This window comes from Amycolatopsis sp. NPDC003676 (assembly GCF_053587275.1).
In genome coordinates, this window is record NZ_JBSFNS010000099.1 from 1 (window position 1) to 24929 (window position 24929).

General features: G+C 69.0%; 27 protein-coding genes. 9 read left to right on the forward strand and 18 right to left on the reverse strand.

Translation table 11 applies throughout. From position 1 onward, the window contains the following. Positions 1–168 precede the first annotated feature (168 nt). Positions 169–1413, forward strand: a complete 1245-nt coding sequence (locus ACWDNU_RS35895) for a cytochrome P450 (RefSeq protein WP_449672142.1) — start codon at positions 169–171, stop codon at positions 1411–1413. Here ACWDNU_RS35895 and ACWDNU_RS35900 read toward each other — a convergent pair. The 7 genes from ACWDNU_RS35900 to ACWDNU_RS35930 form a co-directional block, all read right to left on the reverse strand. Further along, positions 1302–1673, reverse strand: a complete 372-nt coding sequence (locus tag ACWDNU_RS35900) for a VOC family protein (RefSeq protein ID WP_449672143.1) — start codon at positions 1671–1673, stop codon at positions 1302–1304. The genes ACWDNU_RS35895 and ACWDNU_RS35900 overlap by 112 nt on opposite strands. A gap of 48 nt (positions 1674–1721) precedes the next feature. Then, complete coding sequence (locus tag ACWDNU_RS35905) at positions 1722–2318, reverse strand: GNAT family N-acetyltransferase (RefSeq protein ID WP_449672166.1); 597 nt, start codon at positions 2316–2318, stop codon at positions 1722–1724. A 143-nt stretch (positions 2319–2461) separates the two neighbouring features. Then, positions 2462–3418 (reverse strand): hypothetical protein, encoded by a 957-nt coding sequence (locus tag ACWDNU_RS35910; protein WP_449672144.1) that lies wholly within the window; start codon positions 3416–3418, stop codon positions 2462–2464. Positions 3419–3521: 103 nt separating this feature from the next. Next, positions 3522–3899 (reverse strand): hypothetical protein, encoded by a 378-nt coding sequence (locus ACWDNU_RS35915; RefSeq protein ID WP_449672145.1) that lies wholly within the window; start codon positions 3897–3899, stop codon positions 3522–3524. Next, positions 3896–5044, reverse strand: coding sequence for a cation:proton antiporter (locus ACWDNU_RS35920; RefSeq protein ID WP_449672146.1), 1149 nt, complete (start codon positions 5042–5044; stop codon positions 3896–3898). Before ACWDNU_RS35920 ends, ACWDNU_RS35915 begins: the two co-directional genes overlap by 4 nt. 239 nt (positions 5045–5283) lie before the next feature. Further along, positions 5284–5901, reverse strand: a complete 618-nt coding sequence (locus ACWDNU_RS35925) for a response regulator (protein ID WP_449672147.1) — start codon at positions 5899–5901, stop codon at positions 5284–5286. Next, positions 5898–7073, reverse strand: a complete 1176-nt coding sequence (locus ACWDNU_RS35930; RefSeq protein ID WP_449672148.1) for a sensor histidine kinase — start codon at positions 7071–7073, stop codon at positions 5898–5900. The genes ACWDNU_RS35925 and ACWDNU_RS35930 overlap by 4 nt, the downstream gene beginning before the upstream one ends. A gap of 168 nt (positions 7074–7241) precedes the next feature. On the opposite strand from ACWDNU_RS35930, the gene ACWDNU_RS35935 reads away from it, so the two are divergent. Genes ACWDNU_RS35935 through ACWDNU_RS35945 form a run of 3 tightly spaced genes read left to right on the forward strand, consistent with a single transcriptional unit; the run spans position 7242 to position 9375 of the window. Then, positions 7242–8258 (forward strand): ABC transporter permease, encoded by a 1017-nt coding sequence (locus ACWDNU_RS35935; RefSeq protein ID WP_449672149.1) that lies wholly within the window; start codon positions 7242–7244, stop codon positions 8256–8258. After that, positions 8258–8956 (forward strand): ABC transporter ATP-binding protein, encoded by a 699-nt coding sequence (locus tag ACWDNU_RS35940; RefSeq protein WP_370938578.1) that lies wholly within the window; start codon positions 8258–8260, stop codon positions 8954–8956. The genes ACWDNU_RS35935 and ACWDNU_RS35940 overlap by 1 nt, the downstream gene beginning before the upstream one ends. After that, positions 8953–9375, forward strand: coding sequence for a DUF2871 domain-containing protein (locus ACWDNU_RS35945; protein WP_449672150.1), 423 nt, complete (start codon positions 8953–8955; stop codon positions 9373–9375). The genes ACWDNU_RS35940 and ACWDNU_RS35945 overlap by 4 nt, the downstream gene beginning before the upstream one ends. A gap of 51 nt (positions 9376–9426) precedes the next feature. Here ACWDNU_RS35945 and ACWDNU_RS35950 read toward each other — a convergent pair whose 3' ends face one another. Beyond that, the gene (locus ACWDNU_RS35950; RefSeq protein WP_449672151.1) at positions 9427–10821 is read right to left on the reverse strand and encodes an MFS transporter; all 1395 of its coding nucleotides are present in this window, start codon (positions 10819–10821) and stop codon (positions 9427–9429) included. Between the two features lie 44 nt (positions 10822–10865). Further along, positions 10866–11564 (reverse strand): hypothetical protein, encoded by a 699-nt coding sequence (locus ACWDNU_RS35955; protein ID WP_449672152.1) that lies wholly within the window; start codon positions 11562–11564, stop codon positions 10866–10868. 425 nt (positions 11565–11989) lie between these two features. Between ACWDNU_RS35955 and ACWDNU_RS35960 the strand changes: the two genes are divergently transcribed. The 4 genes from ACWDNU_RS35960 to ACWDNU_RS35975 all read left to right on the forward strand — a co-directional run bounded on the left by ACWDNU_RS35960 (position 11990) and on the right by ACWDNU_RS35975 (position 17864). Next, complete coding sequence (locus tag ACWDNU_RS35960; protein WP_449672153.1) at positions 11990–13414, forward strand: xanthine dehydrogenase small subunit; 1425 nt, start codon at positions 11990–11992, stop codon at positions 13412–13414. Next, a complete protein-coding gene (gene xdhB, locus ACWDNU_RS35965) occupies positions 13411–15780 on the forward strand; it encodes a xanthine dehydrogenase molybdopterin binding subunit (RefSeq protein ID WP_449672154.1) in 2370 nt (789 codons plus the stop codon). The genes ACWDNU_RS35960 and xdhB overlap by 4 nt, the downstream gene beginning before the upstream one ends. Next, the gene (gene xdhC, locus ACWDNU_RS35970; protein WP_449672155.1) at positions 15777–16601 is read left to right on the forward strand and encodes a xanthine dehydrogenase accessory protein XdhC; all 825 of its coding nucleotides are present in this window, start codon (positions 15777–15779) and stop codon (positions 16599–16601) included. The genes xdhB and xdhC overlap by 4 nt, the downstream gene beginning before the upstream one ends. 72 nt (positions 16602–16673) lie before the next feature. Continuing rightward, on the forward strand, positions 16674–17864 hold the full coding sequence (locus tag ACWDNU_RS35975; RefSeq protein ID WP_449672156.1) for a GNAT family N-acetyltransferase: 1191 nt from the start codon (positions 16674–16676) through the stop codon (positions 17862–17864). On the opposite strand, the gene ACWDNU_RS35980 is transcribed toward ACWDNU_RS35975, so the two are convergent. Genes ACWDNU_RS35980 through ACWDNU_RS35990 form a run of 3 tightly spaced genes read right to left on the reverse strand, consistent with a single transcriptional unit; the run spans position 17861 to position 19915 of the window. After that, entirely contained in the window at positions 17861–18415 is a 555-nt protein-coding gene (locus ACWDNU_RS35980) for a TetR/AcrR family transcriptional regulator (RefSeq protein WP_370938588.1), read from the reverse strand. The two genes, ACWDNU_RS35975 and ACWDNU_RS35980, sit on opposite strands and share 4 nt — an antisense overlap. Continuing rightward, positions 18412–19728, reverse strand: a complete 1317-nt coding sequence (locus tag ACWDNU_RS35985; protein WP_370938590.1) for an amidase — start codon at positions 19726–19728, stop codon at positions 18412–18414. Before ACWDNU_RS35985 ends, ACWDNU_RS35980 begins: the two co-directional genes overlap by 4 nt. Next, positions 19715–19915, reverse strand: coding sequence for a hypothetical protein (locus ACWDNU_RS35990; RefSeq protein WP_449672157.1), 201 nt, complete (start codon positions 19913–19915; stop codon positions 19715–19717). The genes ACWDNU_RS35985 and ACWDNU_RS35990 overlap by 14 nt, the downstream gene beginning before the upstream one ends. An 87-nt stretch (positions 19916–20002) precedes the next feature. On the opposite strand from ACWDNU_RS35990, the gene ACWDNU_RS35995 reads away from it, so the two are divergent. Continuing rightward, positions 20003–20815 carry an MBL fold metallo-hydrolase gene (locus ACWDNU_RS35995; protein ID WP_449672158.1) on the forward strand — a complete coding sequence of 271 codons (813 nt, stop codon included), beginning with the start codon at positions 20003–20005 and terminating at the stop codon, positions 20813–20815. Between the two features lie 38 nt (positions 20816–20853). Here the strand turns inward: ACWDNU_RS35995 and ACWDNU_RS36000 are convergent, their stop codons facing one another. The 6 genes from ACWDNU_RS36000 to ACWDNU_RS36025 are packed head-to-tail and all read right to left on the reverse strand — an operon-like array spanning position 20854 to position 24887. Continuing rightward, a complete protein-coding gene (locus ACWDNU_RS36000; RefSeq protein WP_449672159.1) occupies positions 20854–21243 on the reverse strand; it encodes an SRPBCC family protein in 390 nt (129 codons plus the stop codon). Then, entirely contained in the window at positions 21243–21428 is a 186-nt protein-coding gene (locus ACWDNU_RS36005) for a tautomerase family protein (RefSeq protein ID WP_344278464.1), read from the reverse strand. Before ACWDNU_RS36005 ends, ACWDNU_RS36000 begins: the two co-directional genes overlap by 1 nt. A 13-nt stretch (positions 21429–21441) precedes the next feature. Next, positions 21442–22407 carry a 5-oxoprolinase subunit C family protein gene (locus ACWDNU_RS36010; RefSeq protein WP_449672160.1) on the reverse strand — a complete coding sequence of 322 codons (966 nt, stop codon included), beginning with the start codon at positions 22405–22407 and terminating at the stop codon, positions 21442–21444. Next, positions 22397–23287 carry a 5-oxoprolinase subunit B family protein gene (locus ACWDNU_RS36015; protein ID WP_370938597.1) on the reverse strand — a complete coding sequence of 297 codons (891 nt, stop codon included), beginning with the start codon at positions 23285–23287 and terminating at the stop codon, positions 22397–22399. Before ACWDNU_RS36015 ends, ACWDNU_RS36010 begins: the two co-directional genes overlap by 11 nt. Next, entirely contained in the window at positions 23284–24642 is a 1359-nt protein-coding gene (locus ACWDNU_RS36020) for an acetyl-CoA carboxylase biotin carboxylase subunit (protein WP_449672161.1), read from the reverse strand. Before ACWDNU_RS36020 ends, ACWDNU_RS36015 begins: the two co-directional genes overlap by 4 nt. Further along, positions 24639–24887, reverse strand: coding sequence for an acetyl-CoA carboxylase (locus tag ACWDNU_RS36025; protein ID WP_370938599.1), 249 nt, complete (start codon positions 24885–24887; stop codon positions 24639–24641). The genes ACWDNU_RS36020 and ACWDNU_RS36025 overlap by 4 nt, the downstream gene beginning before the upstream one ends. Positions 24888–24929: the final 42 nt, after the last annotated feature.

Sequence of the window (24929 nt, forward strand, 5' to 3'; positions counted from 1 at the left end):
GAAAAGTACGTGAGGGGAACCCTGAGGGAATCTGATTCCCTCAGGGTTCCCCTCACGTACTTTTCGCGGGAAGCCCCCTTGTGACGCGCTTCACGTCCGTTTTGCCTGATTACCGGGACCGCCCGCGAAGCCATGCTTCAGCTCCGAACCCCAACGTGAGGAGCTCACATGACCGACGGCGAAACCTTCCCGATGGCGAGGGCGGCGGGCTGCCCCTTCGCCCCCGCGCCCGGATTGACGAACCGGGCGCCGGTGTCGAGGGTGCGGCTGTGGGACGGCAGCGAGCCGTGGCTGATCACCCGGTACGCCGATGTCCGTGCGGTGCTCGCGGATCCGCGCGTCAGCGTCGACGTCACGCAGCCCGGTTTCCCGCACACCAACGCGGTCAGCAAGGCGCGCGACGCGCAGATGAAAACGTTGATGCAGATGGATCCTCCTGAGCACACCGCGCAGCGGCGCATCCTGGCCCCGGAATTCACCGTCCGGAAAATGGCGGCGCTGCGGCCGCGGATCCAGCAGCTGGTCGACGATCTCCTCGATCGGATGCTCGCCGGACCGAACCCGGCCGATCTGGTCGAGGCGTTCGCGATGCCGCTCCCCTCGCTGGTGATCTGCGAACTGCTCGGCGTCCCCTACGCGGATCGCGATTTCTTCCAGGGCGTGGCCCGCACGCTCGTCATGGACGACCCCGATCCGGCGCGCGCGGTGGCTGCCAGCGAGGAGCTGAACGCGTATCTGGAGGACCTCGTCGCTGCGAAAGCCGCGAAACCGGACGATGATTTGCTGAGCAAGCTCGCCGTCGAACAACGCGAGGCGATGACCCCGAACGAGATCGCCGTGCTGGGTCAACTTCTGCTGGTGGCAGGTCACGACACCACCGCTGCCATGATCGCGTTGGGCACGGCGGTGCTGGTGACGCACCGCGAGCAGTTCCACGACGCGTCAGCCGATCCGGTGGAAGAACTGTTGCGGTACCTGTCGATCACGCACACCGAGGCGCGGCGCGTGGCGTTGGCGGATCTGGAGATCGGCGGGCAGCTGATCCGCGCGGGCGAGGGCATCGTCGCGGCGAAGAGCACCGTGAACCGGGATCCGCTGGCCTTCCCGGATCCCGACCGGGTCGATATCCGCCGGTCCGCGCGCCACCACGTCGCGTTCGGCTACGGACGGCACCTCTGCCTCGGCGCGCCGCTGGCCAGGGTGGAGCTGGAGATCGCGTACGCCACGTTGCGCCGGAGGGTGCCGACGTTGGAGCTGGCCGTGCCGCTGGATCGGTTGGAGTTCAAGGAGAACGCGATCTTCTACTCGGTGCGCGAACTGCCCGTTAGGTGGGCGAGCACGTTGACGACGGTGCCGCCCGGATCCTCGACGAAAAACCGCCGCACGCCCCAGGATTCGTCGGTGAGCGGATAGACGACGCACAGCCCGCGCCGGACCGCTTCGGCGTGGGCTCGCTCGACCGCCTCCGGTTCGCCGAGGTCAATACCCAAGCGCGGCAAGGGATCGGTGCTGCCGGGCAGAAGGACGAGCACCAGGGCGGCCGGGTCGTCGCCGCTGCGGAGGCCGAGAACGGGATCGTCCATGGCGACGTCGAGTCCGAGCACGTTGACGTAGAAGTCGCGGGTCGCGGCGTCATCGGAGCCTTCGACGTAGGCGATGATGCGGTTGATCACCCGGTCAGCGTCGCAGATCGGTGCGCTGGGGGCTTGGAGAAATGGGAGCTAGCTGCCGGCGGAGTAGGCGATGCGGCGGTGCCGTCCGGGGCGCTGGACTCGCCAATGCCGTCCGCGCGACGACGACCGGCCGGCGCCGCGAGCCGCCAGCGCCAGGTTTCGCGCGGCGAACTGCTCGGCGGTGATGCTCATCAGGACCGGGTATTTGATCTCCCCGCGCAGCAACTCCTCGTCACGGAGCCGCGCCGCCTCGCGAAAGCCCAGCTCGCCGTGCAGCGACAACGACGCGAAGTTGCTCCCGTTGACGCTCACCTCGCACGCCCGGTACCGGCACCGCTCGAACATGAACGCCAGCAGCAGCGCGACGGCGTCGGCGGCGTAACCGCAGCGGCGGTGCTGCGGGCCGATCCCGACGCCGTAGCTGAACCGGCCGGAGTACGGGTCCGTTTCGACCCAGACGGAGCCGACCAGCGTCCGGTTGTGCAGCGTCTCGATCGCGAAGTGGAACCCGTCCGGCGAGGCGTGCCCGCGGTGCGTCGCCCAGTGCCGGTAGCCGCCGACCTGGGGATCCCGGACGCGCACGGAGTCCCGGTCGAATCCGGCGAGGGTGCGCTGGTCGCCGGGGCGGACCTCGCGCAGCCGCACTTTCCGCCCGACCTCGTCGACCCGCCACGGGGCGACGGCGCCGGACCCGGACCGCCGAGACACATTCGTGATCATCGGGAGTGATGGTACCGGTCCGGGCTCCGGCGGCTGTCAGGAGAATCCCCGATCGGTTCCGGCACCTGTCACTCTTCGCAGTTTCCCTTCGTCGGAACGGGTTTGTTCGGATCGAACTGCCCCGGCTCCGGCGTCACCGAGGGACCGGTGAAGTACGGATCGGCGAACGCGGGAGCGAGCAGGCGCTTCTTGGCGGCGTCGCACGAGGCGGCGGTGGTGAACCCGCCGTACTTGCCCAGCCACAGGCCGCGGCTGCCAGGCCCCCAGCCCGTGCCGCTGCGCATGACGTAGTCGTCGTCGGTCCGCACGAACGGCTCCAGGTCGGCCGGGCCCTCGACCACGTGGCTGCCGGGGTCGAAGGCGTAAGCCACCACGTACGAGACGTGCAGGTACAGCTCCCCGGCTTTGCCCGGCCGCACGGTCATCTTCCCCGTCATCCTCGGCTGCACGGGCAGGAGGTGGTAACCGTCCTCGAGGTAGATCAGGTATTCCTGCGGGTTGGCGTGGAGATCCGCCCGGGAGTCCGGCGCGAACAGCCCGATGTAGCCGTCCGGGTGGTGCCCCTCCAGCACGTCCTTGTCGAACTGCGCGACCTCGACCGCGTGCTTGACCTGTTCCTGCGCGTCGCCGACCTGCTTCGCGGAGAACGAGCCGACCTTCGCCGGAGCCGGGACGGTCAGCCCGGCGATGCCCTCGGGCCAGTTCTGCGCCGGCGTGTTGTCGAACGGCCGCCGCAGGTCGACGTGCCCGGAGTCGGGAAGGTCGGTCGGCGCGGGCGCGGTGGTGGTCGGCGTGAGCACGGCCGGGCTGCTCCCGGCGATCTCCTCCGGGGCCGTCCCCTGCTTCCACAGGTAAAACCCGGCCGCCGCCACGACGATCACCACCGCGGCCACGATGGTCACCAGCCTGCGCCGGCGCGCCCGTCGCCGGTCGCGGCGCAGGCCGGTCCAGGCTTCTTTCTCGGCATGCCGCTGCCAATCCGGATCCATCAGGTCCGGGTGACTCTCGATGTTGTGGTCGTCCACTCGCTCCGCCTGTCTCGTCGATCTCGCATCGAAAGATCGACAGCCAGGAACAGGCGTTACGACCGGCGGGCCTTCGCAATCATTTCGGAATCCAGACCGGGCATCAAATCAATTTGCACGGAATGTCGGCATTTTCGTCGAGGTGATACGAAGCGCACACGCGGTGGTAACCGTCCGCGATGACCAGGTCGTCGGCGGTCGCGAAACCGGGGTGGCCGTGGCCGCGGACGAGCAGGACCGGCGAGAGCGCCTTGCCGTCCTTGACCTTCTCGAGGTCCTTGGCGACGTGCGCGTTGTCCTCGGGCAGGAGCTTCAATCTGCTCGCGCGGAGGATGTCCTTGGCTTTGCGGTGCGTCAGTTCCGCCTGCTTCAGCTGAGCGACCAGGCCGGTCACGGTCTCCTCGGGTGCGACGAGGGTGAGATAGTCGAATGCTGCCGGATAATCGTGATCGTCCGGTTCGTCTTTCCAGTGTTCCTTCATGACGCCTCCCTCGATTCGTCGGTTCGTTCTTTGACCGCACGGGATGCGGCCCAAGCGGTCACCGCGACGCTGATGAGCGCCGCGGCGAGAATCGCCCCGCCCTCGCCCGGAGCGAGCAATTGTTCGCGCGTGCCGATCGTGACCGCCGCAACCGGCACGCCCAGCTGCGCGCCCGCGAGCACAGCCAGCGGCAACGGCTGTCCCAGCAGCCGCGTCGCACCGTGGACCACGACCGAACCGGCCGCGATCAGCGCCGCCAGCACGAGCATCACCGGATGCTGGCCGAGCGCGCGCAAATCGAGCGATGCCCCCAGCCACACGAAAAACACCGGCCCGAGAAACCCGTCCGTCACCGCGAACAGCTGCCGCGCGAGCCGCCGCGGCTCCCCCACCGCGGCCAGCGCGAGCCCGGCGACAAACCCCGCCAGCATCACCGACACCCCGACCAGCTGAGCCAGCCCCGCGAGTCCGAAAAGGACAATCAACGCGATCCGGAGCTCAAGGCCGAAGTGCCGGGACTTGCTGAGATCGTGCGCTTTGTCGACGAGGCCGCGGGCATGCAGCCACCGCAGCACCACAAACCACACTGCTCCCGCCGCAATGACCGCGAGCGCCCCCAGCGCCGCCCGCCCGGCTTTCTGCGGCGCGGCTGCCAGCGGGAGCGCCACGATGCACGCCGTGTCGGCGATCGCGACCTGCACGATCAAGGCGAGCGCGGGCGGTGTGGCGAGCTTCGTTTCGTCCAGCACCGGCATCACGAGCGCCGCGGAACTGGAGGCGAGGAGCACGGCATACAGCAGCCCGTGCCCGGTGCCGACGAGCGCCGCCACGCCAAACCCGGCAGGCACGGACAACACGCCCACCAACGCAGCCAGCAGTGCCCCGCGCCCGGTGGCGACCCGCAACGCCGCATCCCGCAACGGCACGTGACTGCCTGCCACCAGCATCACCAGCGCGAACCCGGCGGAGGCTACGTACGAGAGGATCGGGTCGTCGGCCTTCACCCAGCCGAGCCCGGTGCGGCCGACTGCCACTCCGAGCAGAATCTCGCCGACGACGATGGGGATGCGGGCGCGTTTCGGGGTGGCCAGGAGCGGTCCGGCAAGCCCGGCGAGGAGGACTACGGCCATCGCGAACAGGGTCATCAGCGCGCCTCCTCCCCGGTGGGCCTTGGGTATTGTCGCCCGCTCCGGCGGCCCGGACTACTCCCGTCACCTGGATGCGGTGCGAGAACCCCGCCGAGCACGAAGCGGCCAGCGGGCCCGGGAGCCAGGCTTGCGGTACGTGAGGGGAACCCTCACGTACCCTGATTCCCTGAGGGTTCCCCTCACGGCACCTGAGGCGGCAACTCCGCGCACACCGCTGAAACCCCGGCCGCGAACCGTCAGCGGCGGATCAGGCCCTGTTCCTTCCCCGCCGCCACCGCCGCGGTCCGGGAATCCACCCCGAGTTTCGTGTAAATGTGCACCAGATGCGATTTCACCGTCGCCTGGCTCAAGAACAGCCGTTTGCTGATCTCCAGATTCGACAACCCGTCCGCGACCAGACCCAGCACCTCGATCTCCCGGGGCGACAAAGCGGCCGCGGGAGTGCGCATGCGGGTCATCAGCCGATGCGCGACCGCAGGGGCCAGGACGGTCTGTCCAGTGGCCGCGTTCCGCACCGCGGCGGCGAGGTCCTCCGGTGGGGCGTCCTTCAGCAAATACCCAGTCGCACCTGCTTCGATGGCGGCCAGGATGTCGCCGTCGGTGTCGTACGTCGTCAGGACCAGGACTTTCGGCGCGTCCGCCGAAGCAGTGATCGCCGCAGTGGCTTCGGAGCCGTGCATGCCGGAGCCGAATTGGAGGTCCATCAGCACGACGTCCACCTCGCCTGCCAAGCGTACGGCTTCCTCGGCGGAGGAGGCTTCGGCGACCACTTCGAGGTCCGGCTCGGTCTCCAGGACGGCGCGCAAACCGGCGCGGACTACGGGGTGGTCGTCGGCCAGCAGGAGGCGGATCATCGCGGGTCCACGGGGAAGCTGACCGCCAGTGCGGTGCCGTTGCCCGGTGCGGATTCCACTGTCCACGAGCCGCCGAGAGACCGGGCGCGAGCGCGCATCGCGGGCAGGCCGAAGCCGCTGCCGCTGCGTACTTCTTGCGGGTCGAAGCCGATGCCGTCGTCCACAGCGTCCAGGGTGACGCTCGTGTCCATATAGCTCAAGGTCAACTCGGCGCGGCTGGCTGCGGCATGCAGGACAGTGTTGGCCAACGCGGACTGGGCGATGCGCAGCAAGGCGACCTCGTATGCGGTCGGCACGTCGAACGGGGTGCCGCTGAGGTGGAAGTGGACGGTCAGGCCGGAACGCTGCGCCGTGGTCGTGCAGAGGCGTTCCAGGGCGGCGGGCAGGGAAGCGCCTTCCAGCTCAACGGGAGCCAGTGCGTAGACGAGGCGGCGGGCTTCGGTGAGGTTGTCTTGGGCGGCTTGCCGGGCCTGCGTCACGTGCGGGACGGCGGCGTCGGGACGGTCCGGCAGGGCGCGTTCGGCGGCGCGGAGCAGCAGGTGGATGCTCGAAAGGCCCTGCGCGAGGGTGTCGTGGATTTCCCGGGCGAGGCGTTCGCGTTCGGCCAGGACGCCGGCGGAGTGTTCCATCGCGGCGAGGTCGTTGCGGGTCTCGCGCAGTTCCTCGATGAGGTGCCGCCGCTGTTCGCTTTCGCGGTAGAGCGCCTGGTAGCCGAGCACGGTGGCGATCGCGACCGCGGCACCCAACGCTGGCCCGATGATCACGCCGACGCTGAATCCGCCTTGGTGGCGCGTGAAACCGGCGATCGCCAGGACCGTGGTGAGCGCGACGACGACCGGGCCCCAGCGGGTCGGCAGCAGGTGCATTTGCAGGAAGTACAGCGGGAAAGCCAGCCACACCCCGTCCGGCGTGAGCCACAGCAGCACTAGCCACGCGACGCCCAGCACGGCCAGCCATCCGGCGGTCGCGACCGGCAACCGGCCGACGCGGGGCAGCAGCGGGCCCGCGGTGTAGACGCCGCCCATCACCAGCGCGCCCGCCAGTACCGCGGGCGCGTTCGCCGCGCCGTCGGAGAACGCGCGCGCGACGGCGAGCACCAGCAGTCCGGCCAGCAGGAGGTGCAGGCAGACGCGCAGGACGCGCAACGGCCGGTCGAGGGTGTGCGGGTTCACCAAAAATCCTCCTGCGGTCGATTGTCCGTGCTCCGCCGGGAATCCGCATCAATCGAAAGGTTGAGCGGCGAGTGCGTCCATCGATTCCGGGGAGGCCATCCGCGGCGCGATGTCCCCGCGTCCACTCACGACGAGGCTGGAGGGCACACCGAGAAGGAAGGTACGCACATGTTCGTCGCGTGGCGGGATCTGCGCTTCGCCAAGGGGCGGTTCGCGCTGATGGGGACCGTCGTCGTGCTGATGACGTTGCTGGTCGGGCTGCTGTCCGGACTCACCGCGGGGCTGGCCGCGCAGAGCACGTCCGCGATCACCGGGTTGAAGGCCGACCATCTGGTCTTCGCCGAACCCGGCACCGGATCGCTCTCGTTTGGACAGTCCACAGTGACTCGAGAACAGGCCGACCAGTACGCCCGTGTTCCGGGGGTGACCAGCGCGGAGCCGATCGCGATCAGCACGGCCAGCGCGGCGGTCGGCGAGCGCACCGCGACGCTGGCGGCGTTCGGGGTCCAAAACTCGAAGCCCGGCACGGCCGTGTTGTCTACAGGCGCGGCGGACGCGTTGAAGGCGCACGAAGGCGACCAGCTCACCCTGCAAGGTCAGAAAGTCACCGTGGCCGCCATCAACGGAGACGCGTCGTACAGCCATCTCCCGGTCGTGTGGACGCACCTCGCCGGTCCAAACGCGACAGTGCTCGCGGTGACCACCGACAAATCTGCCGACCTCGCGGCAGCGGACGCACGCCTCGGCACTCGCACCGTCACGAAGGACGACGCGTTGTCCGCGATCGGTTCCTACTCGGCCGAAAACGGCTCGCTCCAGTTGATGCGCGGCTTCCTGTTCGTGATCTCCGCGCTGGTGATCGGCGCGTTCTTCACCGTGTGGACGATCCAGCGCAGCCGCGACATCGCGGTGCTGAAAGCGCTCGGCGCGACCACGAAGTACCTGCTCCGGGACGCGCTCGGCCAGGTTGTCGTACTGCTGGTCGGCGGAACGGCGCTCGGGACCGGACTCGCCGCTGCGCTCGGCGCAGTCGCGTCGGGCACGGTGCCGTTCGTGCTCAGCGCGGGCACCTTGCTCGGCCCGGCCGCGGTGCTGGTGGTCCTCGGCGTGCTCGGCGCCGCGCTCGCGGTCCGCCGCATCACCTCCGTCGACCCGCTGACCGCCCTCACCTCCGGAGCGCACTGATGAGCCTGCACCTGTCCGGCATCACCCTCACCTACCCCGACGGCGATTCCCGCCTCACCGCCCTCGACCAGGTCGACCTCCACGTGCCCGCCGGGAGCGTCGCCGCGGTGGTCGGACCGTCCGGGTCCGGCAAGTCGAGCCTGCTGGCCGTCGCCGCGACGCTCATCCGGCCCGATCGCGGCCGCGTGGTCGTCGGCGGCGTCGACACCACCGATCTGGACCGGGCCGCGCTCGCGGAACTGCGGCGCACCAAGATCGGGATTGTGTTCCAGCAACCGAATCTGCTCGCGTCGCTCACCGCGATGGAACAGCTGGAAGTCATGGCGCACCTGAGCGGAACCCCGCGCGGCGCGGCGGCAAAACGCGCGAAGGAGCTGCTCGACGCCGTCGGGCTCGCCGATCGTGCGACGCACCGGCCGGGACGGCTTTCCGGCGGGCAGCAGCAGCGGGTGAACATCGCGCGCGCCTTGATGAACGAGCCCGCGGTGCTGCTGGTCGACGAGCCGACGAGCGCACTGGACTCCGACCGCGGCGCGGCGGTCGTCGATCTGCTCACTACGATCACGCACCAACAGGCGACCGCAACCGTACTGGTCACCCACGACCGCTCCCACCTCGAAGGGGTCGACTCGGTGCACGAGGTCGTCGACGGACGGATCCACCAGCCGGCCCGGGCCGGAGCCGAGGAGAACCGATGACGAAGAAGATCTACTGGGCCGCCGCGATCTACACGATCCTCGGCCTGCTCGGCGGGCTGTACTTCCGCGAGCTGACCAAGGCGAAGAACTTCACCGGCGACACCCAGCTGTCCATTGTGCACACCCACCTGCTCGCGCTCGGCACGCTGGTGTTCCTGATCGTCCTGGTGCTGGACAAGGTGTTCACGCTGTCGGCGACGAGGTCGTTCGCGCCGTTCTTCTGGATCTACCACGCCGGGATGCTCGTCACGGTCGGCGGAATGGTCGTGCACGGCACGCTCACCGTATTGGGCAAGGAATCCGGAGCGGCGATCGCCGGGATCGCCGGGCTGGGGCACATCCTGCTGACTGTCGCGTTTGTCCTGTTGTTCGTCGGCCTGCACGCCCGCATCTGGAAGCCCGCCGAGTCAAAGGCGTGACGTGAGGGAACCCTGAGGGAATCAGATTCCCTCAGGGTTCCCCTCACGGCTTTACCGGCGGCGGAAGGTCACAGCCGCTAGGCCAGCACCCACCAGGGCGATCACGGCCGAGCCTGCGAACGCGACCGAGTAGCCGTTCGTCAGCGCCGCCGGGTCACCGAGCGCACCCGCGCCGGAAGCGGCCGCCAGGGCGGTCATCACGGCCAGCCCCAGCGCCGAGCCCACCTGGTAGCCGGTGTTCACGATCCCCGACGCGAGCCCGCCTTCTTCCGGCCGGGCCGCGGAAATCGCCGTGCTGAGCGACGGGATGAACGCCAGCGACATCCCCAGCGCCGCGACGAGCGAGGCGGGCAGGACGTCCACCCAGAAGCTGCCGTCCGCCCGCACCAGCGCGAGCCAGCCCAGCCCGGCCGCCAGCAACAGCAGCCCGGCGACGATCGGCGGCTTCGGGCCGAACCGCCCGATCACTCGCGGGGCCAAGGCGATCATGCCCAGCATGATCAGCGCGGTCATCGGCAGCAGCGCGGCACCCGCCGGGAAGGCCCGGAAGCCGAGCACCTGCTGCAGGTAGAGGTTCAGGAAGAACCACATCGGAATCCACGCCGCGCCAAGGAAAACCTGCGCCAGGTTAGCCGCGCCGAGCCGCGGGGCACGGAAGATCGACAGCCGCATCAGCGGAGTGCGGGCTTTCGCCTGCCGGACAACGAAAACCGCGAGCAGCGCGAGACCGGCGCCGAGCGCGATCCAGGTGGCCGCCCAGCCCGCTTCCGGAGCACGGACGATCCCGTACACCAGCGTCCCCAGGCCGAGCGTGACGGTCAGCGCGCCGAAAACGTCAACCGTGCCCCGGGTTCCGGCCGCTCCCCCAGGCAGGACGGCGCGAGTGGCGAACAGCGCGAGCACCGCGATGGGCACGTTGAGGTAGAACACCCACGGCCACGACAGGTACTCGGTGATCACTCCGCCGAGGAACACTCCAGCGGTACCGCCGGCCGGTGCCGCCGCGCCGTATAGCGCAAGGGCTTTCGTGAGTTCCTTCGGTTTGCTGCCGAAGAGCATCATCAACAGCGTCAGCGCGGAGGGGGCGATGAGCGCGGCTCCCGCGCCCTGCACGATCCGGCCGGCGAGTTCGACCGGAACGTTCCCGGCAGCTCCGGCGAGCACCGAACCGGCCAGGAGAATCGCCCATCCGGCGGCGAAAAGCTTTCTGGCGCCGAACAAATCCGATAGTCGTCCGCCGAGCAGCAGCAGGCCGCCGAAGGCGATCACGTAGGCGTTGAAGACCCAGGACAGCGTGCTGGGTGTGAATCCGAGGGCGTCCCGCATGCGGGGAAGCGCGACGCCGATGATCGAAGTATCCATGATCACCATGAACTGGGCCAGGGCGATCAGTCCGAGCGCCCACCAGCGGAGCGTGTTCGGCCGGGTTTCTTGTGCGGTAGTCATTTCTCTTTCCCTTCAAGGTGAACGGCAGCACGGCATAGAGCTGCTCAGACCGCGTCGAGGACGAAGGCGGCGGTGCGCACGACTCCCTCGGCCTGGAAGTCCAGGTACAGCAGGTACCGGCCGGTCGTCGGAGCCTCGGCGTGGAAGCGGATCTCCGGTCCGGGCTTCCCGTCGTCGAGCGCGTGGATGTGCAGGTAGGCGAGGTCGCCCTGGCGCAGCGCGACCAGGTGGCCGAACGAACCCAGATACGGCTCCAGGTCAGTGACCGGCTGCCCGTCGCGGGTCACGCGGGCGGTCAGCAGCGTTCCGGCACCGGCCGCGAGCGTGCCTTCAAGGGTCACTTCGTAGTTGTCGACGACGCTGGCAGCGGCCGGTTCCGCGGCCTGCGGCTGGTAGTCACCGGCGACCTCGACCGTCCGCGACAGCGTGACGCTCTCGCCACCCACCGGAGTCACGTCGGCGAAGACGCGGTAGGTGCCTGCCGCTTCCCAAGTCCACGGGATCGTCCAGACGCCGGTCTCCGGGTCCAGCACCGGATGACGGTGCCGGAAATGCGCGCCGTCGTTGCGAACCACGATCAGGTGTAACTGCTTGCCGTGCGCCTCCTCGTATTTGGTTACCGGCTGTCCGTCGGCGGTCGCGACGGTGAACGACAGCTCGCCGTCCTCCCCCGCCGTCGCCGGGGCGTGCACCACGCCGAGCTGGACTTCGCCGGTCGAAAGTGCGGTGCCGTTGACGTTCATCGGTTTCTCCTTCGCTCGTTCTCGACGGCACGAACTTTATACCCCATGGGGGTATTTAGGCGTGTGTCCTGGGTCTCCTTTCGGGCGACGCCGACCCTTGTCTCGCGCTGAGCCCGGCGTTACGCTTCGTCGACGGCGGTGCGCCCGCACCGCCCGTTCCGTTCGCTCTCGAGGAGGTGCGCGATGCTTCTGACCTCCGGTCAGCTCGCCGACCTCCGTCAGCGCACGCGCCAGTCCGCTTGGAACAAGGGGCGCGTCGCGCACGGCTGGCCAACGCGCCGCTGAGCGGTCTCCCCCGCTCGGCACGCGCTCGCGCACGGGCAAGAGTCCCGGTGCCGCGAACTCCCCCACGGTCCCCCTGACCTGCGCCGATGCGGCGTGTCGGCGGCCGTGGCCCCAGCCGAGAAAAGACGAGAGGAACTCCGATGGTCGACCCCGAGGTGACCGTCAACGGGAAACGCACCGCGATCGGCGCCGTTCCCGTGCACACCACGGCACTGGACTGGCTCCGCGGACAGGGCCTGACCAGCTGCAAGGAGGGCTGCGCCGAAGGCGAATGCGGCGCGTGCGCGATCCTGGTCGCGCGCCCCGGCGTCGAATCGCCGACGGACCTGGTCGCGATCAACGCGTGCCTCGCCCCGGTCGGTTCGCTGGACGGGCAGGAGGTGTGGACGGCCGAGGGTCTCGGGTCCACTGAGGACTTGCACCCGGTGCAGCACGAAATGGCCGTGCGCGGCGGATCCCAGTGCGGGTACTGCACTCCCGGGTTCGTCTGCAGCATGGCCGCCGAGTACTACCGTGGCGACCGCGCCGCGACCGGCGACGACCACGCGCCGAACGGTTTCGACATCCACGCGCTGAGCGGAAACCTCTGCCGCTGCACCGGATACCGGCCGATCCGCGATGCCGCGCACGCGCTCGGCGCTCCCCCGGCGTCGGACCCGCTGGCGCAGCGGCGGGCCTGCAGCGCACCGGAACCCGTTGCGACACAACTGCATGGCGACGGACGGGATTACCTCCGCCCCGCCAGCTGGACCGAAGCCCTGCAGCTGCGCCACGACCGTCCTAACGCGACTTTCGTGGCCGGGTCGACGGACTGGGGCGTCGAGGTGAACATCCGCGGTGTCCGGGCGGACTGCGTCGTCGCTATCGATCGCGTGCCTGAGCTGCAGACGCTGGACATCGGCGCGGAGACGATCGAAATCGGGGCCGGGCTGAGCCTCACCGAAATGGACCGCCGCCTCGACGGCCGGGTGCCGCTGCTGAGCCAGCTGATCCCGCAGTTCGCGTCGCGGCTGATCCGGAATGCCGCGACACTCGGCGGAAACCTTGGTACCGGTTCGCCGATCGGTGACTCCGCACCAGTGCTGCTGGCCCTCGGCGCGAGCGTTGTCCTGTCCTCTGTGGATGGAGACCGCGAGGTGCCGCTCGATGAGTACTTCACCGGCTACCGGCAGAGCGTCCGGCGGGATGACGAGCTGATCCGGTCCGTGCGGATTCCCTTGCCGCTGGCCGGAACCACGGCGTTCCACAAGGTCGCCAAACGGCGGTTCGACGACATTTCCAGCGTCGCCGTCGCGTTCGCGCTCGACATCGAAGACGGTCTCGTGCGCACCGCGCAGATCGGGCTCGGCGGGGTCGCCGCAACGCCGATCCGCGCGCACGACACCGAAGCTGCGCTCGTCGGACAGTCCTGGAACGAGGAAACCGTCCGCGCCGCCGCGGAAATCCTGCGCGGCGAGGGAACGCCGATGGACGACCACCGAGCGAGCGCTGCCTACCGCGCCGCGACTTTGGGCCGCAGCCTGCTGAAACTGCACGCCGACTCCCTGGAGGGGGCACGAGCATGAGCGCATTGTCCGAACGCCCGGAAAGCCCGTCCATCGGGATCGCCCGGCCGCACGAGGCCGCCGCGGCGCACGTCCGGGGCACCGCGCTGTACACCGACGACCTCGTCGCCCGCACCAAAGACGTCCTGCACGCATACCCCGTGCAGGTAAACGAGGCGCATGCCAAGGTGCTCGCGATCCGCACCGAAGCGGCCGAAGCCGTACCCGGCGTGGTTCGCGTTCTCACCGCGGCGGATGTCCCTGGGGTCAACGATTCCGGGGTGCACCACGACGAACCGCTGTTCCCGTCCGAGGTGATGTTCTTCGGCCACGCGGTGGCCTGGGTGCTCGGCGAAACGCTGGAAGCGGCGCGGCTGGGCGCGGCGGCCGTCGAGGTGGACACCGAAGCGCTGCCGTCGCTGGTGACGGTCGGCGAGGCGATCGCCGCGGGCAGTTTCCAGGGCGAGCCGCGAGTGGTGGCGCGCGGGGACGTCGACCCGGCGATGGCCGGTTCAGCGCATGTTTTCCGCGGCGAGTTCGACTTCGCCGGCCAGGAGCACTTCTACCTCGAAACCCAGTGCGCGCTGGCGCACGTGGACGAGTCCGACCAGATTTTCGTGCAGAGCAGCACGCAGCATCCGTCGGAAACGCAGGACATCGTGGCGCACGTGCTGGGCAAGCACAGCCATGAGGTCACCGTGCAGAGCCTGCGGATGGGCGGCGGCTTCGGCGGCAAGGAATGGCAGCCGCACGGCTACGCCGCGGTCGCCGCGCTCGGCGCGACGCTCACCGGACGTCCGGTGCGGCTGCGGCTGACCCGCACCCAGGACATGACGATGACCGGCAAACGGCACGGTTTCCACGCCGAATGGAGCGTCGGTTTCGACTCCGACGGCAAGCTGCAGGCGCTGGACGTCGTGCTGACCGCGGACGGCGGCTGGAGCCTCGACCTGTCCGAACCGGTGCTCGCCCGCGCGCTCTGCCACGTCGACAACGCGTACTGGATTCCGCACGTCCGCGCGATGGGGCGGATCGCGAAGACGAACAAGACGTCGCAGACCGCCTTCCGCGGCTTCGGCGGGCCGCAAGGCATGCTGGTGATCGAGGACATCCTCGGCCGCTGCGCGCCGATGCTCGGCATCGACCCGACTGAGCTGCGGCGGCGCAACTTCTACTCCGAAGGCCAGGACACTCCGTACGGGATGCCGGTGCGGCACCCGGAACGCATCCACCGGATCTGGCAGCAGCTGCTCGACTCGGGCGACGCCGAACGTCGACAGGCCGAGATCGCCGCGTACAACGCGAAGCATCCGCATTCCAAGCGCGGCCTCGCGATCACGCCGGTGAAATTCGGGATTTCCTTCAACCTCACCGCGTTCAACCAGGCCGGCGCACTGGTGCACGTGTACAAGGACGGTTCGGTCCTGATCAACCACGGCGGCACCGAAATGGGCCAGGGCCTGCACACGAAGATGCTGCAGGTGGCCGCGACCGCGCTGGGTGTGCCGCCGGAGAAGGTGCGCCTCGCCCCGACCCGGACCGACAAGGTGCCGAACACCTCGGCCACCGCGGCGAGTTCGGGCGCGGACCTCAACGGCGGCGCGGTCAAGAACGCCTGCGAGCAGATCCGCGACCGGCTTATCCCGGTCGCGGCGGGCAAGCTCGGTGTGCCGGAAAGCGACGTCCGGATCGTCCGCGGTGCCGCGCGCACTCCGTCCGGCGAGGAAATCGGCTGGGACGAACTCGTGCACGCGGCCTACTTCGACCGGGTGCACCTGTCGGCCGCCGGGTACTACCGGACCGAGGGCCTGAGCTGGGATTCCGCCACGATGAGCGGCACCCCGTTCAAGTATTTCGCCTACGGCGCGGCGTTGGCCGAGGTCGAGGTGGACGACTTCACCGGCGCGTACCGGACGCGGCGGGTCGACATCGTGCACGACGTCGGCGACAGCCTGTCCCCGCTGATCGACATCGGCCAGATCGAGGGCGGATTCGTGCAGGGCATGGGCTGGCTGACGCTGGAAGACCTGCGCTGGGACGAGTCCGACCGGCCCTCGCGCGGACGGCTCGCGACCCAGGCGGCGAGCACGTACAAGCTGCCGAGCTTTTCGGAGATGCCGGAGGAATTCAACGTCACGCTGCTGACCGACGCCGCGGAAGAAGGCGCGGTCTACGGGTCGAAGGCGGTCGGCGAACCGCCGTTGATGCTGGCCTTCGCGGTGCGGGAAGCGCTGCGGCAGGCGGTCGCCGCGTTCGGCGAGCCCGGGCACAGCGTCGACCTGGCTTCCCCGGCGACGCCGGAGGCCGTGTTCTGGGCGATCGACCGCGCCGTCACCGCCGCTCCGGTGGTCGAGGCGCAGGTACCGGACCTGGTGGGCCAGCCGTGAACTGGCTCAGCGCGGTGCAGCACCTGCGGGACGCGGGGATGCCGGGCGTGCTCGTTACCGTGACGTCGTCGCGCGGGCACACCCCGCGCGAGGGCGGCGCGAAAATGGTGGTCGGTGATTCGGAAACCCACGGCACGATCGGCGGCGGCAACGCCGAGGCGGTCGCGATCGAGCGAGCCCGGGAACTGTTGCGGGACAACGCCACTGCGCCGGAGCTGCAGACGCTTTCGTTGTCCGACAAGGCTCCTTACCAGCACGGCGTGCAATGCTGCGGAGGGACGATGACGCTGCTGTTCGAACCGCTGCCGGTGCGTCCGGCGGTGGCGGTCTTCGGAGTCGGGCACGTCGGCCTAGAGCTGGCGCGAGTGCTCGCCCGGCACGAGGTTTCGCTGCACCTGATCGACAGCCGACCCACGCAGCTGACCGAGGAACGGCTGGCCGTGCTCGACGACGCCGTGGCGAGCGTGCACGTCCACCAGGTCCCGCTGCTGCCGGAAACGGTGCTGTCGGAACTGCCCGCGGGCACGCACGTGCTGATCATGACGCACGACCACGCCGAGGACATCGCGCTGTGCGACGCGGCCCTGCGCAGCGGGACGTGCGGGTCGATCGGGCTGATCGGGTCCGCCGGGAAGTGGTCGCGGTTCCGGAAGCGGCTGACCGACCTCGGCCACGACGAGGCGGCGCTGTCCCGGATCACGACGCCGATCGGGCTGCCGGACCTGACCGGCAAGGAACCGGCGGTGATCGCGGTGAGCGTCGCGGCGGCGTTGCTGCAGAAGTTCCAGGCGCGCGTCCGGCCGGGTGCGCTTCAGCCGTAAATCGCTTGCCTGCCCCCGGGAGCGCGACTGGGATACGGTTGAGACACCGTCAGCTCCCGGGGGACTTCTGCGATGGAAATTCGGCACGACAACGACTACGACCTGTACTTCAGCACCGTCCAAGCCGCCTTCGGACGTTACTGGCCGGAGTCGGCGGGCAGCGGCGTCCTCGGCGCTTACGAGAAGGAACGGAGCCTGATCGCCTTCGCGCCGGACGGAAAGCCGGTCGGCACCACCGGCGCGTACTCCTTCGACCTCACGCTGCCGGGCGACGTGGTTGCGCCGACCGCTGGCGTGACTGCCGTTGGCGTGCTGCCAACGCACCGGCGGCAAGGCGTGCTTCGCGCGATGATGCAGGAACAGCTCGCCGACGTTCGTGCCCGTGGGGAGTTTCTGTCCGTCCTGCTCTGCAGTGAAGCGGTCATCTACCGGCGGTTCGGCTATGGACCGGCGACCTACACGGAGCAGCTGACGGTCGAGCGGCACCGCACCTCTTTCGCGACTCCGCGCGGGGCTGGCGTCGAGACCGGTTCTGTTGAGCTGCTGCGGCGCGTCGACTGCGGGGAGCTTCTGGAGGAGATCTACGACCGGTACCGCCGGACGCAGCCCGGTGCTCTGTCCCGGCCGCACCGCTGGTGGGCGCTGGGCGCGGGCCACCCGCCGACCGGACCGGAGCCGCGCTACCTCGCCGTGCACCGGGACTCCGGCGGCGTCGCGAACGGATACGCGAGCTACCTGGTCACCGACGGCGTCCTGACGGTCGACGAGGTCATCGCGGTCGACGACGCGGGGTTCACCGCGCTCACGCAGTTCCTGCTCGGGCACGACCTGGTCAAGAAGATCGAGTTCAAGCACCTCCCGCCGGGGAACCCGCTGCGCTGGCAGCTGGCGGACCTGCGCGCGGCCGAGCCGAGGGAGACGGACTGGCTGTGGGTGCGGATCCTGGACATCCCGCGCGCGTTGACCGCCCGCGGCTGGTTCACGGATGGTTCGCTGGTCCTCGACGTGACCGACCCGTTCCTGGACCAGGACGGCCGGTATTTGCTGACGGTGCGGGACGGGAAGGCCGAGTGCGTGCGGACGGATCTCGCGCCTGACCTGTCGCTGGATGTCAGCGATCTGGGGTCGATCTACCTCGGCGGAACATTGCCGAGCGTGCTGGTCCGAGCCGGGCATGTCCGCGCGCACAGCGGAGAAGCGGCCGGGCTCGCCGATCTGCTATTCCGGTCCGACCGCACACCGCACTGCGTGCACTGGTTCTAAGCCAGCACCTCAGCCGCCAACCGACGGGCATAGGCGGCGTCGAGACCGTCCGGACGGAAGAGGATCCGGTACATGATCGGCGCCACCACCCGGTCCATCACCGCCTCCGCCGACGGGGCCGCTTCGCCTCGGGCCGCGGCCCTGGCCAGGACTACTTCGACCTGGTCAGCGGCGTACGCCGAGCACTGTCCGGCGTTGCTTCCGTCCGGGTCGCCGAGCAGCGCGTCGCGGATGTAGGCGCGGCCGGCGGGCGAGGACATCTCGTCCAGGAACAGTTCGGTCCACGCCGCCAGGTCCTCGGCCAGCGAACCGTGGTCCTCCGGCGGTGCATCCGGGCGCAGCCGCTCGACCGCGACGTCCGACAGGAGTTCCTGCAGGTCTCCCCAGCGCCGATAGACCGTCGACGGCGTGACGCCCGCTCGCGCCGCGACCTGGGGCACGGTCAGCGCGTCCCGGCCCGATTCGGCGATCAAGTCGCGGACGGCGGCGTGCACCGATTCCTGGACTCGCGCACTGCGCCCGCCCGGACGCACCATCCGCTTCTGGCTCACCTTGCCACTCTAAGCCGCGTCCGTTCCAAGGCGTGGCCGGTCCGCAGCAGCACCGGTTCGCCGTGCGGTCGGGCGATCAGTTGCAGGCCGATCGGCATCCCGTCGGGGTCGTCGCCGATCGGGAGGGTTAACGCTGGCGCGCCGGTGATGTTCGCGGGGGCCGACAGCCGTACGTACGCGTCCGAGACTGCTTCGACGGTGCCGTCGGACCAGGTGACTGTCTCCTGTCCAGCTGGGACGGCGGTCATCGGGACGGTCGGCGCGGCGAGGACGTCGATCTGCTCGAACAGCCGCGTCCATTCCTCGCGCATGAGGGTGCGGGCGCGTTGGGCGCGCAGGTAGTCCCCCGCGCTCATCAGCTCGCCGGCTTCGAGCAGGACGCGGACGTCGGCGGCGTACTGGTCGGGCACGGTCCGCAGGCTTCGTTCGTGGTACGCCGTGGCTTCGGGGACCATCAAGCCCCACTGCGTTGCCTGGAGGTAGCGGGTCATCGGGATTTCGACGTCGACCAGTTCGGCGCCGAGTTCGGCGAGGTGGTCGATGGCTTCGCGGACCGCGGCTTCTACTACCGGGTCGATGCGGTCGAAGTAGTAGTTGCCGGGGACTCCCACGCGTAGTCCGGTCAAGTCCTCGCGGGTCGGGAATGATTGTCCAATGAGGACGGACAACACCAAAGCGGCGTCCTCCACAGTGCGGGTGATCGGGCCGACGTGGTCCAGCGACCAGGACAGCGACGTCACGCCGTTCCGCGGGATGAGGCCGTAAGTCGGTTTGAGGCCGACGACTCCGTTCAGCGCGGCGGGGACGCGGATCGAGCCGCCGGTGTCCGTGCCCAGTGCGAACGTCGCGGCACCGGCGGCGACGGCTACTGCTGAGCCGCCGCTGGATCCCCCGGCCACGCGGGACGGGTTGCGGGCGTTGTGCGTCTGCGGAGTGGTGAGGCCGTACGCGAATTCGTGCGTGTGGGTTTTGCCGAGGAGGACCGCTCCGGCCGTCTTGAGCTGGGCGGCGACGGTGCTGTCCTTTTCGGCGCGATGTCCGGCGCGGACCTGGGAACTGGCGGTGGTCGCGGTTCCGGCCACGTCGATCAGATCCTTCAGGCCCATGGGAATGCCGTGCAGCGGGCCGCGAATCTGGCCGAGTTCCGCGGCTTGGGCGCGGGCTCGGTCGGCCTCCACTGCGACATAGGCGTTCAGGCGGGGTTCCACCTCGTCGATGCGGGTCAGGACGTCCTCGACCAACTCTGTCGGTGAGACACGCCGGGTCCGGATCGCGGCGGAGGCTTCGGCGAGCGTGAGGTCAGCCAGCGACACGGACGTCCTCCTCCGCGCGATAGGTGGAAGCCGGTGCGGTGTCGCCGAATTCCAGATCGCGCAGGACAGATACCACCGAGTGGATGTGGTTGGCCACGGCGGCCACGCTGGTGTGCCGGGCCGCATCGAGGGGCAGTCCGGCACGGGCGGCCAGGCGGGCGGCCTCGTCGGGGGCAAGTTCGGACACAGGTCCTCCTAAAAGCTAAGTGTTTGCTTTAAGCGACAGTAGCCAGTAGCGTCGCTTAAAACAAACATATTGCGTTAAGGAGGACCTGTGACCTGGACCATCGGCGACCTCACCGTTCACCGAATCGACGAGATCGAACTGCCCGCCGCTACTGGCGCGTGGTTGCTTCCCGCCGCGAACGACGAGATCCGGCTGCACAGCCACAGTTTCGCGTTCGAGAAGGACGGGATGAAGATCCTCGTGGACACCGGCATCGGCAACGGGAAGACCCGCGCCAACCCGGCGTGGCACGACCTCGACACCGGATACCTGGACGCGCTGACCGCCGCCGGGTTCGCGCCGGACGAGGTGGACCTGGTGCTGCTAACCCACCTGCACACCGACCACGTCGGCTGGAACACCCGCGAGCAGGACGGCGAGTGGGTGCCGACGTTCGCCTCCGCCCGGCACGTCACCTCCCGCGCCGAGCGGGAGTTCTGGGCAGGCTACGAGATGGACGGACCGCGGCGGCAGATGTTCGAGGATTCCGTGCTCCCAGTGGAGCGTGCGGGGCTGCTCGACCTGGTCGACGTTCCTGCCGACGGCGTGGAAATCGTGTCCGGCGTGCGATTGCTGCCGACGCCCGGCCACACCCCGGGGCACGTCTCGATCGAGCTGACCAGCTCCGGCGAAACCGCGCTGATCACCGGGGACGCGGTGCACCATCCGGTGCAGTTCGCACACCCGGAGATCGGCGCTTCCGTGGACATCGACCCGGCGGAATCCGAGAAGACCCGCCGTCGTCTCCTGGCCGGGCTAGCCGATTCGGGCGCTCTCGTGTTGGGCACGCACTTCGCCCCGCCCACCGGCGGCCGCCTGGTCTCCCACGGCTCCAGCTACCGGCTCGTGGAACGTCCGTGAGGGGAACCCTGATTCCCGCAGGGTTCCCCTCACGGACCTCAGGAGAGGTGGGCGGGCAGGCCCGCGACGGCCTCGCTGATGGCCGCATCGAAGGCGTCGGCAAGCGAGTCCGGCGTGATTTCGGTGCTGTATACGACGATCGACCGGCCGGGGTCGATCTCCAGCACATCCACAGTGCCGAGGTGCGCGGTGATCGGAAGATCCCCTCCGGTCACCCGGTACTGCAGCCGCCGTCGCACCGGGTCATGCGTGACGACGGCTTCTTCCAGGACCGAGCCGTCCCCCAGGACCACAGTGCGGTGCTGGGTATCGCCGGTGGAGGACTTCATCGACGGGAACCAATCAGCGACGGACGCGACGTCGCCGATCACCTGCCACACCGCGTCGGCGGGGGCGTCGAGCAGGACGTGGGAGCGAAGGGCGGCCATCAGCTGTCCGAGAAGAGCTTGCCCGCCCGCGCCCAGTTCGCGGTGTCGACGTCGGTGAACACGATGCCGACCGATTCCGGGGCGCAGTTTCCGATCCGGCAGATCTCGCGGGTCAGCACCTCGGCCAGCTCGCGTTTCTGCTCGGTGGTGCGACCGGGGAACCAGTCGATCTGAACGTGCGGCATGGAGAACTCCTTGTCAGCTCAGGGAATCAGCGGCCTGCTGAGTGCGGGCACGGTAATCGCGGCGAATGGCGAGGGCTTCGTCCAGATCGACCGCGACGAAACGGGTCTTGGTATTCGGCGCGGACTGCGCCACCAGGTCCAAGTCTCCGCTGAGGACAGTGCCCACCATCATGTATCCGCCGCCGGACACCGCGTCCCGGTGCAGGATGATCGGCTCGACACCGCCGGGAACCTGGATCGAACCGATCGGATAAGGCGCGTCCACGATGTTCGACGGGTCTTGTCCGGCGCCGAACGGCGGCGTGCGCGGCTTGGTTTCCAATTGTGCGCCCTGGTAACGGAAACCGACGCGGTCGGCAACCGGGGTGAGAGTCCAGTTGGTGTCCAGGAAGGTTGCGCGGCCAGCGTCGGTGAGCACGTGGTCGTAAAGACCCATCACCACGCGGACTTCGATTTCCTTCGACAACGCCGGACGCAAGGATTCCGGCAGGGAACGCCCCGGAACACCAGCGCCGGCGCCGACCGGGACGACGTCTCCGGCGACCAACGGGGCACCGCTGATCCCGCCGAGTTTGCCCAGCCCGTAAGTGGATCGACTGCCCAGCACCAAGGGAACGTCGATGCCGCCGCTTACCGCGATGTAGGCGCGGGCACCGCGTTTGCAGAATCCGAAGGTAAGGACATCACCGGCCTGCACCGCGAACGCTTCCCACAACGGCCGTTCCTCGCCGTTGAGTTTCGGCGGAAGTTCGGCGCCGGTGATCGCGATGACCGTGTCCTCGGTGAAGTGCAGCTCCGGTCCCATGTAGACACACTCGAGTGCGGCCTCGCCGGGATCGTTTCCTACCAGGCGATTCGCGACCGAGTACGAGAACTGGTCGAGCGCGCCCGAGGGCGGGATGCCGACGTCGTAATAGCCGTTGCGGCCACCGTCCTGGATTGTCGTGGCCAGTCCGGGCTGGCGGACCTCAATCGGCACGGAGCACCTCCATCAGTCCCGCGGTGAAGCCGTCCGGGTCGTCGAGGTACTCGCGCAGCCCGAAGTCGACCGGGCGCGAACGGATCCGGAACGTCCCGGCCTCGACCTCCTTGACGTAGTCGTCGTACTGGTCACGGTCGATCGGCTTGAACCGCACGATGTCGCCCGGCCGGAAGAACACCATGAAATCGCCGAAGTCCGGGAGTTCCTGCGCCGGATCGTAAATCGGCGCGGGTGTGATCCCGAACATCTGATATCCGCCTGCTCCGCGAACCGAGTAGATGCAACTAAAGCAGCCGCCGTAGCCGACTGTCTGCTTAGGAGTGTCCGTACGCGGTCGCAGGTATTTCGGCACGACGATCTGCCGTTCGCGAGGCACCATCTGGTACATGAACGGCAGTCCGGCGACGAAGCCGACCATCGAAACAAACCACGGCGCGCCGCTGTGTGCCGCGATGAATTCCTCGGCCCCGGCGTATCCGTTGATCCGCGCGGCGTACTCGATGTCTGTTGCGTCCGGGTCCTGGTGCCGGTCTCGGAACCGCATCAGCGTTTCGGTAGTCCACGGATCCTGATACAGCACCGGAATCTCGACCACGCGGGTAGCGAGACTGAAGTCCGCGGCGTCGCCGACCTTCTCCTCGATATCGCGCAAATGCGCCATCAGGGTGCGCGGTTCGATGACATCCGGGTTGTACCGGACCTGATAGGACGCGTTCGCCGGGCAGATCTCCACGACGCCGTCCGGCCGGTTCTCGCGCAGCGACGTGGTGATCGCCATCGCGCGGAAGTTGGCCTGCAGGCTCATTTCCTCGGCCAGCTCGACGAAAATGTGCTCGTCCCCGCCCCAGCTGTACCGGGCGGGCGTCGCGCCGCTCATGCGCTCGCCTCCGCTCGCCGGACGAGCCACTCTTCGAGCGTCCCGGTGGTGAACGCGCCGTCGGCGAACCATTGCTGCCCGAGGAGTTCGATGAGCAGCGTCGTGGTGGTGGGAACGCCTTCGACGACCAATTCGGACAGTGCCCGCTTCGCCCGGCGCAACGCGGTCGGCCGGTCGTCGCCCCACACGACCACCTTGGCCACCAGGGAGTCGTAGAACGGCGGGACCTGACTGCCCGGCGCCAGCCAGGTGTCGGTGCGGACCCAAGGCCCGCCCGGAAGCCGCACGTCGCCGATCTTTCCGGGTCCAGGAAGGAAATTCCGGTCCGGATCCTCGGCGCACACCCGGAATTCAATGGCGTGTCCGCGCTTGGTCACATCGGATTGCTTGAACCGCAACGGTTCCCCGGCCGCGATCCGCAATTGCTCGGCGACCAGGTCGATCCCGGTGATCAGCTCGGTGACCGGGTGCTCGACCTGGATCCGGGTGTTCATCTCGATGAAGAAGAACTCGCCGGTGTCATCGTCCACGAGGAACTCACACGTGCCCGCGCTGCGGTAGCCGACCTCCTTGCACAACCGCACCGCCGCGGACGTCATCTCGGCCCGGATCCGCTCGTCGATGCCCGGCGACGGAGCTTCCTCGACCACCTTCTGCCGCCGCCGCTGCAGCGAACACTCGCGCTCGAACACGTGCACCGTCTCCGAACCGTCGCCGAGCACCTGAACCTCGACGTGCCGCGCAGCCCGCACGAACCGCTCCAGATACATTTGCCCGTCACCGAACGCGCTCGCCGCCTCGCCGGAAGCCTGCGGGAACGCGACCTTCAACTCGGCCTCGTCGGCGACGACCCGAATACCCCGGCCGCCGCCGCCCGCCGCGGCCTTGAGCATGATCGGATACCCGATCTCGCCCGCCGCCGCGACCGCTTCGGCCACATCGGACACTCCGCCGGGCGTCCCCGGCACCGTCGGCACCCCGGCCGCCTGCGCGACCTGGCGCGCGCGGACCTTGTCCCCCATCTGCTCGATGACCGAGGCCTCCGGGCCGACGAAGGTCAGCCCCGCGTCCGCGACCGCCGCGGCGAACGACGCGCGTTCGGACAGGAATCCGTAACCCGGATGCACCGCGTCCGCGCCGGTTTCCTTTGCCGCGGCGAGGATCGCGTCCGCCACCAGATAGCTTTTCGTCGCCGGGGCCGAGCCGATCGGGACGACCTGGTCGGCGAGCAGCGCGTGCGTGGCGCTCCGGTCCGCCTCGCTGACGACCGCGACCGTCTCGATGCCGAGGTCGTTGGCCGCGCGAATGATCCGGACCGCGATCTCGCCGCGATTGGCGATCAGCAACCGTTTCATGCGTCCACCTCGAGCACCACGAGCGGCTGGCCCGCGTCGACGACCGCCTCGGCGTCGGCGGCGAACTCCACGACGGTCCCGGCCGCGCCGGCGGGCACCGGGTAGAAGGACTTCATCACCTCGACCAGCCCGACCGTGTCGTCCGCGGCGACCTGCTGGCCGGGCTTCACGAAATCCGGGCTGTCCGGATCGGGCTTGCGGTAAAAGACCCCGGGAATGGGCGAAACCACTTCGAGACGGGACATCAGCGTCACCTCGCGCTCGGTTCGGTAGGGACAGTCAGTTGA

What these genes read in the sequence shown, in the direction of transcription:
- ACWDNU_RS35895 (WP_449672142.1), top strand. Translation starts at nt 169, where the DNA reads ATGACCGACGGCGAAACCTTCCCGATGGCGAGGGCGGCGGGCTGCCCC.
- ACWDNU_RS35915 (WP_449672145.1), bottom strand. Translation starts at nt 3,899, where the DNA reads ATGAAGGAACACTGGAAAGACGAACCGGACGATCACGATTATCCGGCA.
- ACWDNU_RS35920 (WP_449672146.1), bottom strand. Translation starts at nt 5,044, where the DNA reads ATGACCCTGTTCGCGATGGCCGTAGTCCTCCTCGCCGGGCTTGCCGGA.
- ACWDNU_RS35925 (WP_449672147.1), bottom strand. Translation starts at nt 5,901, where the DNA reads ATGATCCGCCTCCTGCTGGCCGACGACCACCCCGTAGTCCGCGCCGGT.
- ACWDNU_RS35935 (WP_449672149.1), top strand. Translation starts at nt 7,242, where the DNA reads ATGTTCGTCGCGTGGCGGGATCTGCGCTTCGCCAAGGGGCGGTTCGCG.
- ACWDNU_RS35940 (WP_370938578.1), top strand. Translation starts at nt 8,258, where the DNA reads ATGAGCCTGCACCTGTCCGGCATCACCCTCACCTACCCCGACGGCGAT.
- ACWDNU_RS35945 (WP_449672150.1), top strand. Translation starts at nt 8,953, where the DNA reads ATGACGAAGAAGATCTACTGGGCCGCCGCGATCTACACGATCCTCGGC.
- ACWDNU_RS35950 (WP_449672151.1), bottom strand. Translation starts at nt 10,821, where the DNA reads ATGACTACCGCACAAGAAACCCGGCCGAACACGCTCCGCTGGTGGGCG.
- ACWDNU_RS35955 (WP_449672152.1), bottom strand. Translation starts at nt 11,564, where the DNA reads ATGAACGTCAACGGCACCGCACTTTCGACCGGCGAAGTCCAGCTCGGC.
- ACWDNU_RS35960 (WP_449672153.1), top strand. Translation starts at nt 11,990, where the DNA reads ATGGTCGACCCCGAGGTGACCGTCAACGGGAAACGCACCGCGATCGGC.
- xdhB (WP_449672154.1), top strand. Translation starts at nt 13,411, where the DNA reads ATGAGCGCATTGTCCGAACGCCCGGAAAGCCCGTCCATCGGGATCGCC.
- ACWDNU_RS35975 (WP_449672156.1), top strand. Translation starts at nt 16,674, where the DNA reads ATGGAAATTCGGCACGACAACGACTACGACCTGTACTTCAGCACCGTC.
- ACWDNU_RS36000 (WP_449672159.1), bottom strand. Translation starts at nt 21,243, where the DNA reads ATGGCCGCCCTTCGCTCCCACGTCCTGCTCGACGCCCCCGCCGACGCG.
- ACWDNU_RS36005 (WP_344278464.1), bottom strand. Translation starts at nt 21,428, where the DNA reads ATGCCGCACGTTCAGATCGACTGGTTCCCCGGTCGCACCACCGAGCAG.
- ACWDNU_RS36015 (WP_370938597.1), bottom strand. Translation starts at nt 23,287, where the DNA reads ATGAGCGGCGCGACGCCCGCCCGGTACAGCTGGGGCGGGGACGAGCAC.
- ACWDNU_RS36020 (WP_449672161.1), bottom strand. Translation starts at nt 24,642, where the DNA reads ATGAAACGGTTGCTGATCGCCAATCGCGGCGAGATCGCGGTCCGGATC.
- ACWDNU_RS36025 (WP_370938599.1), bottom strand. Translation starts at nt 24,887, where the DNA reads ATGTCCCGTCTCGAAGTGGTTTCGCCCATTCCCGGGGTCTTTTACCGC.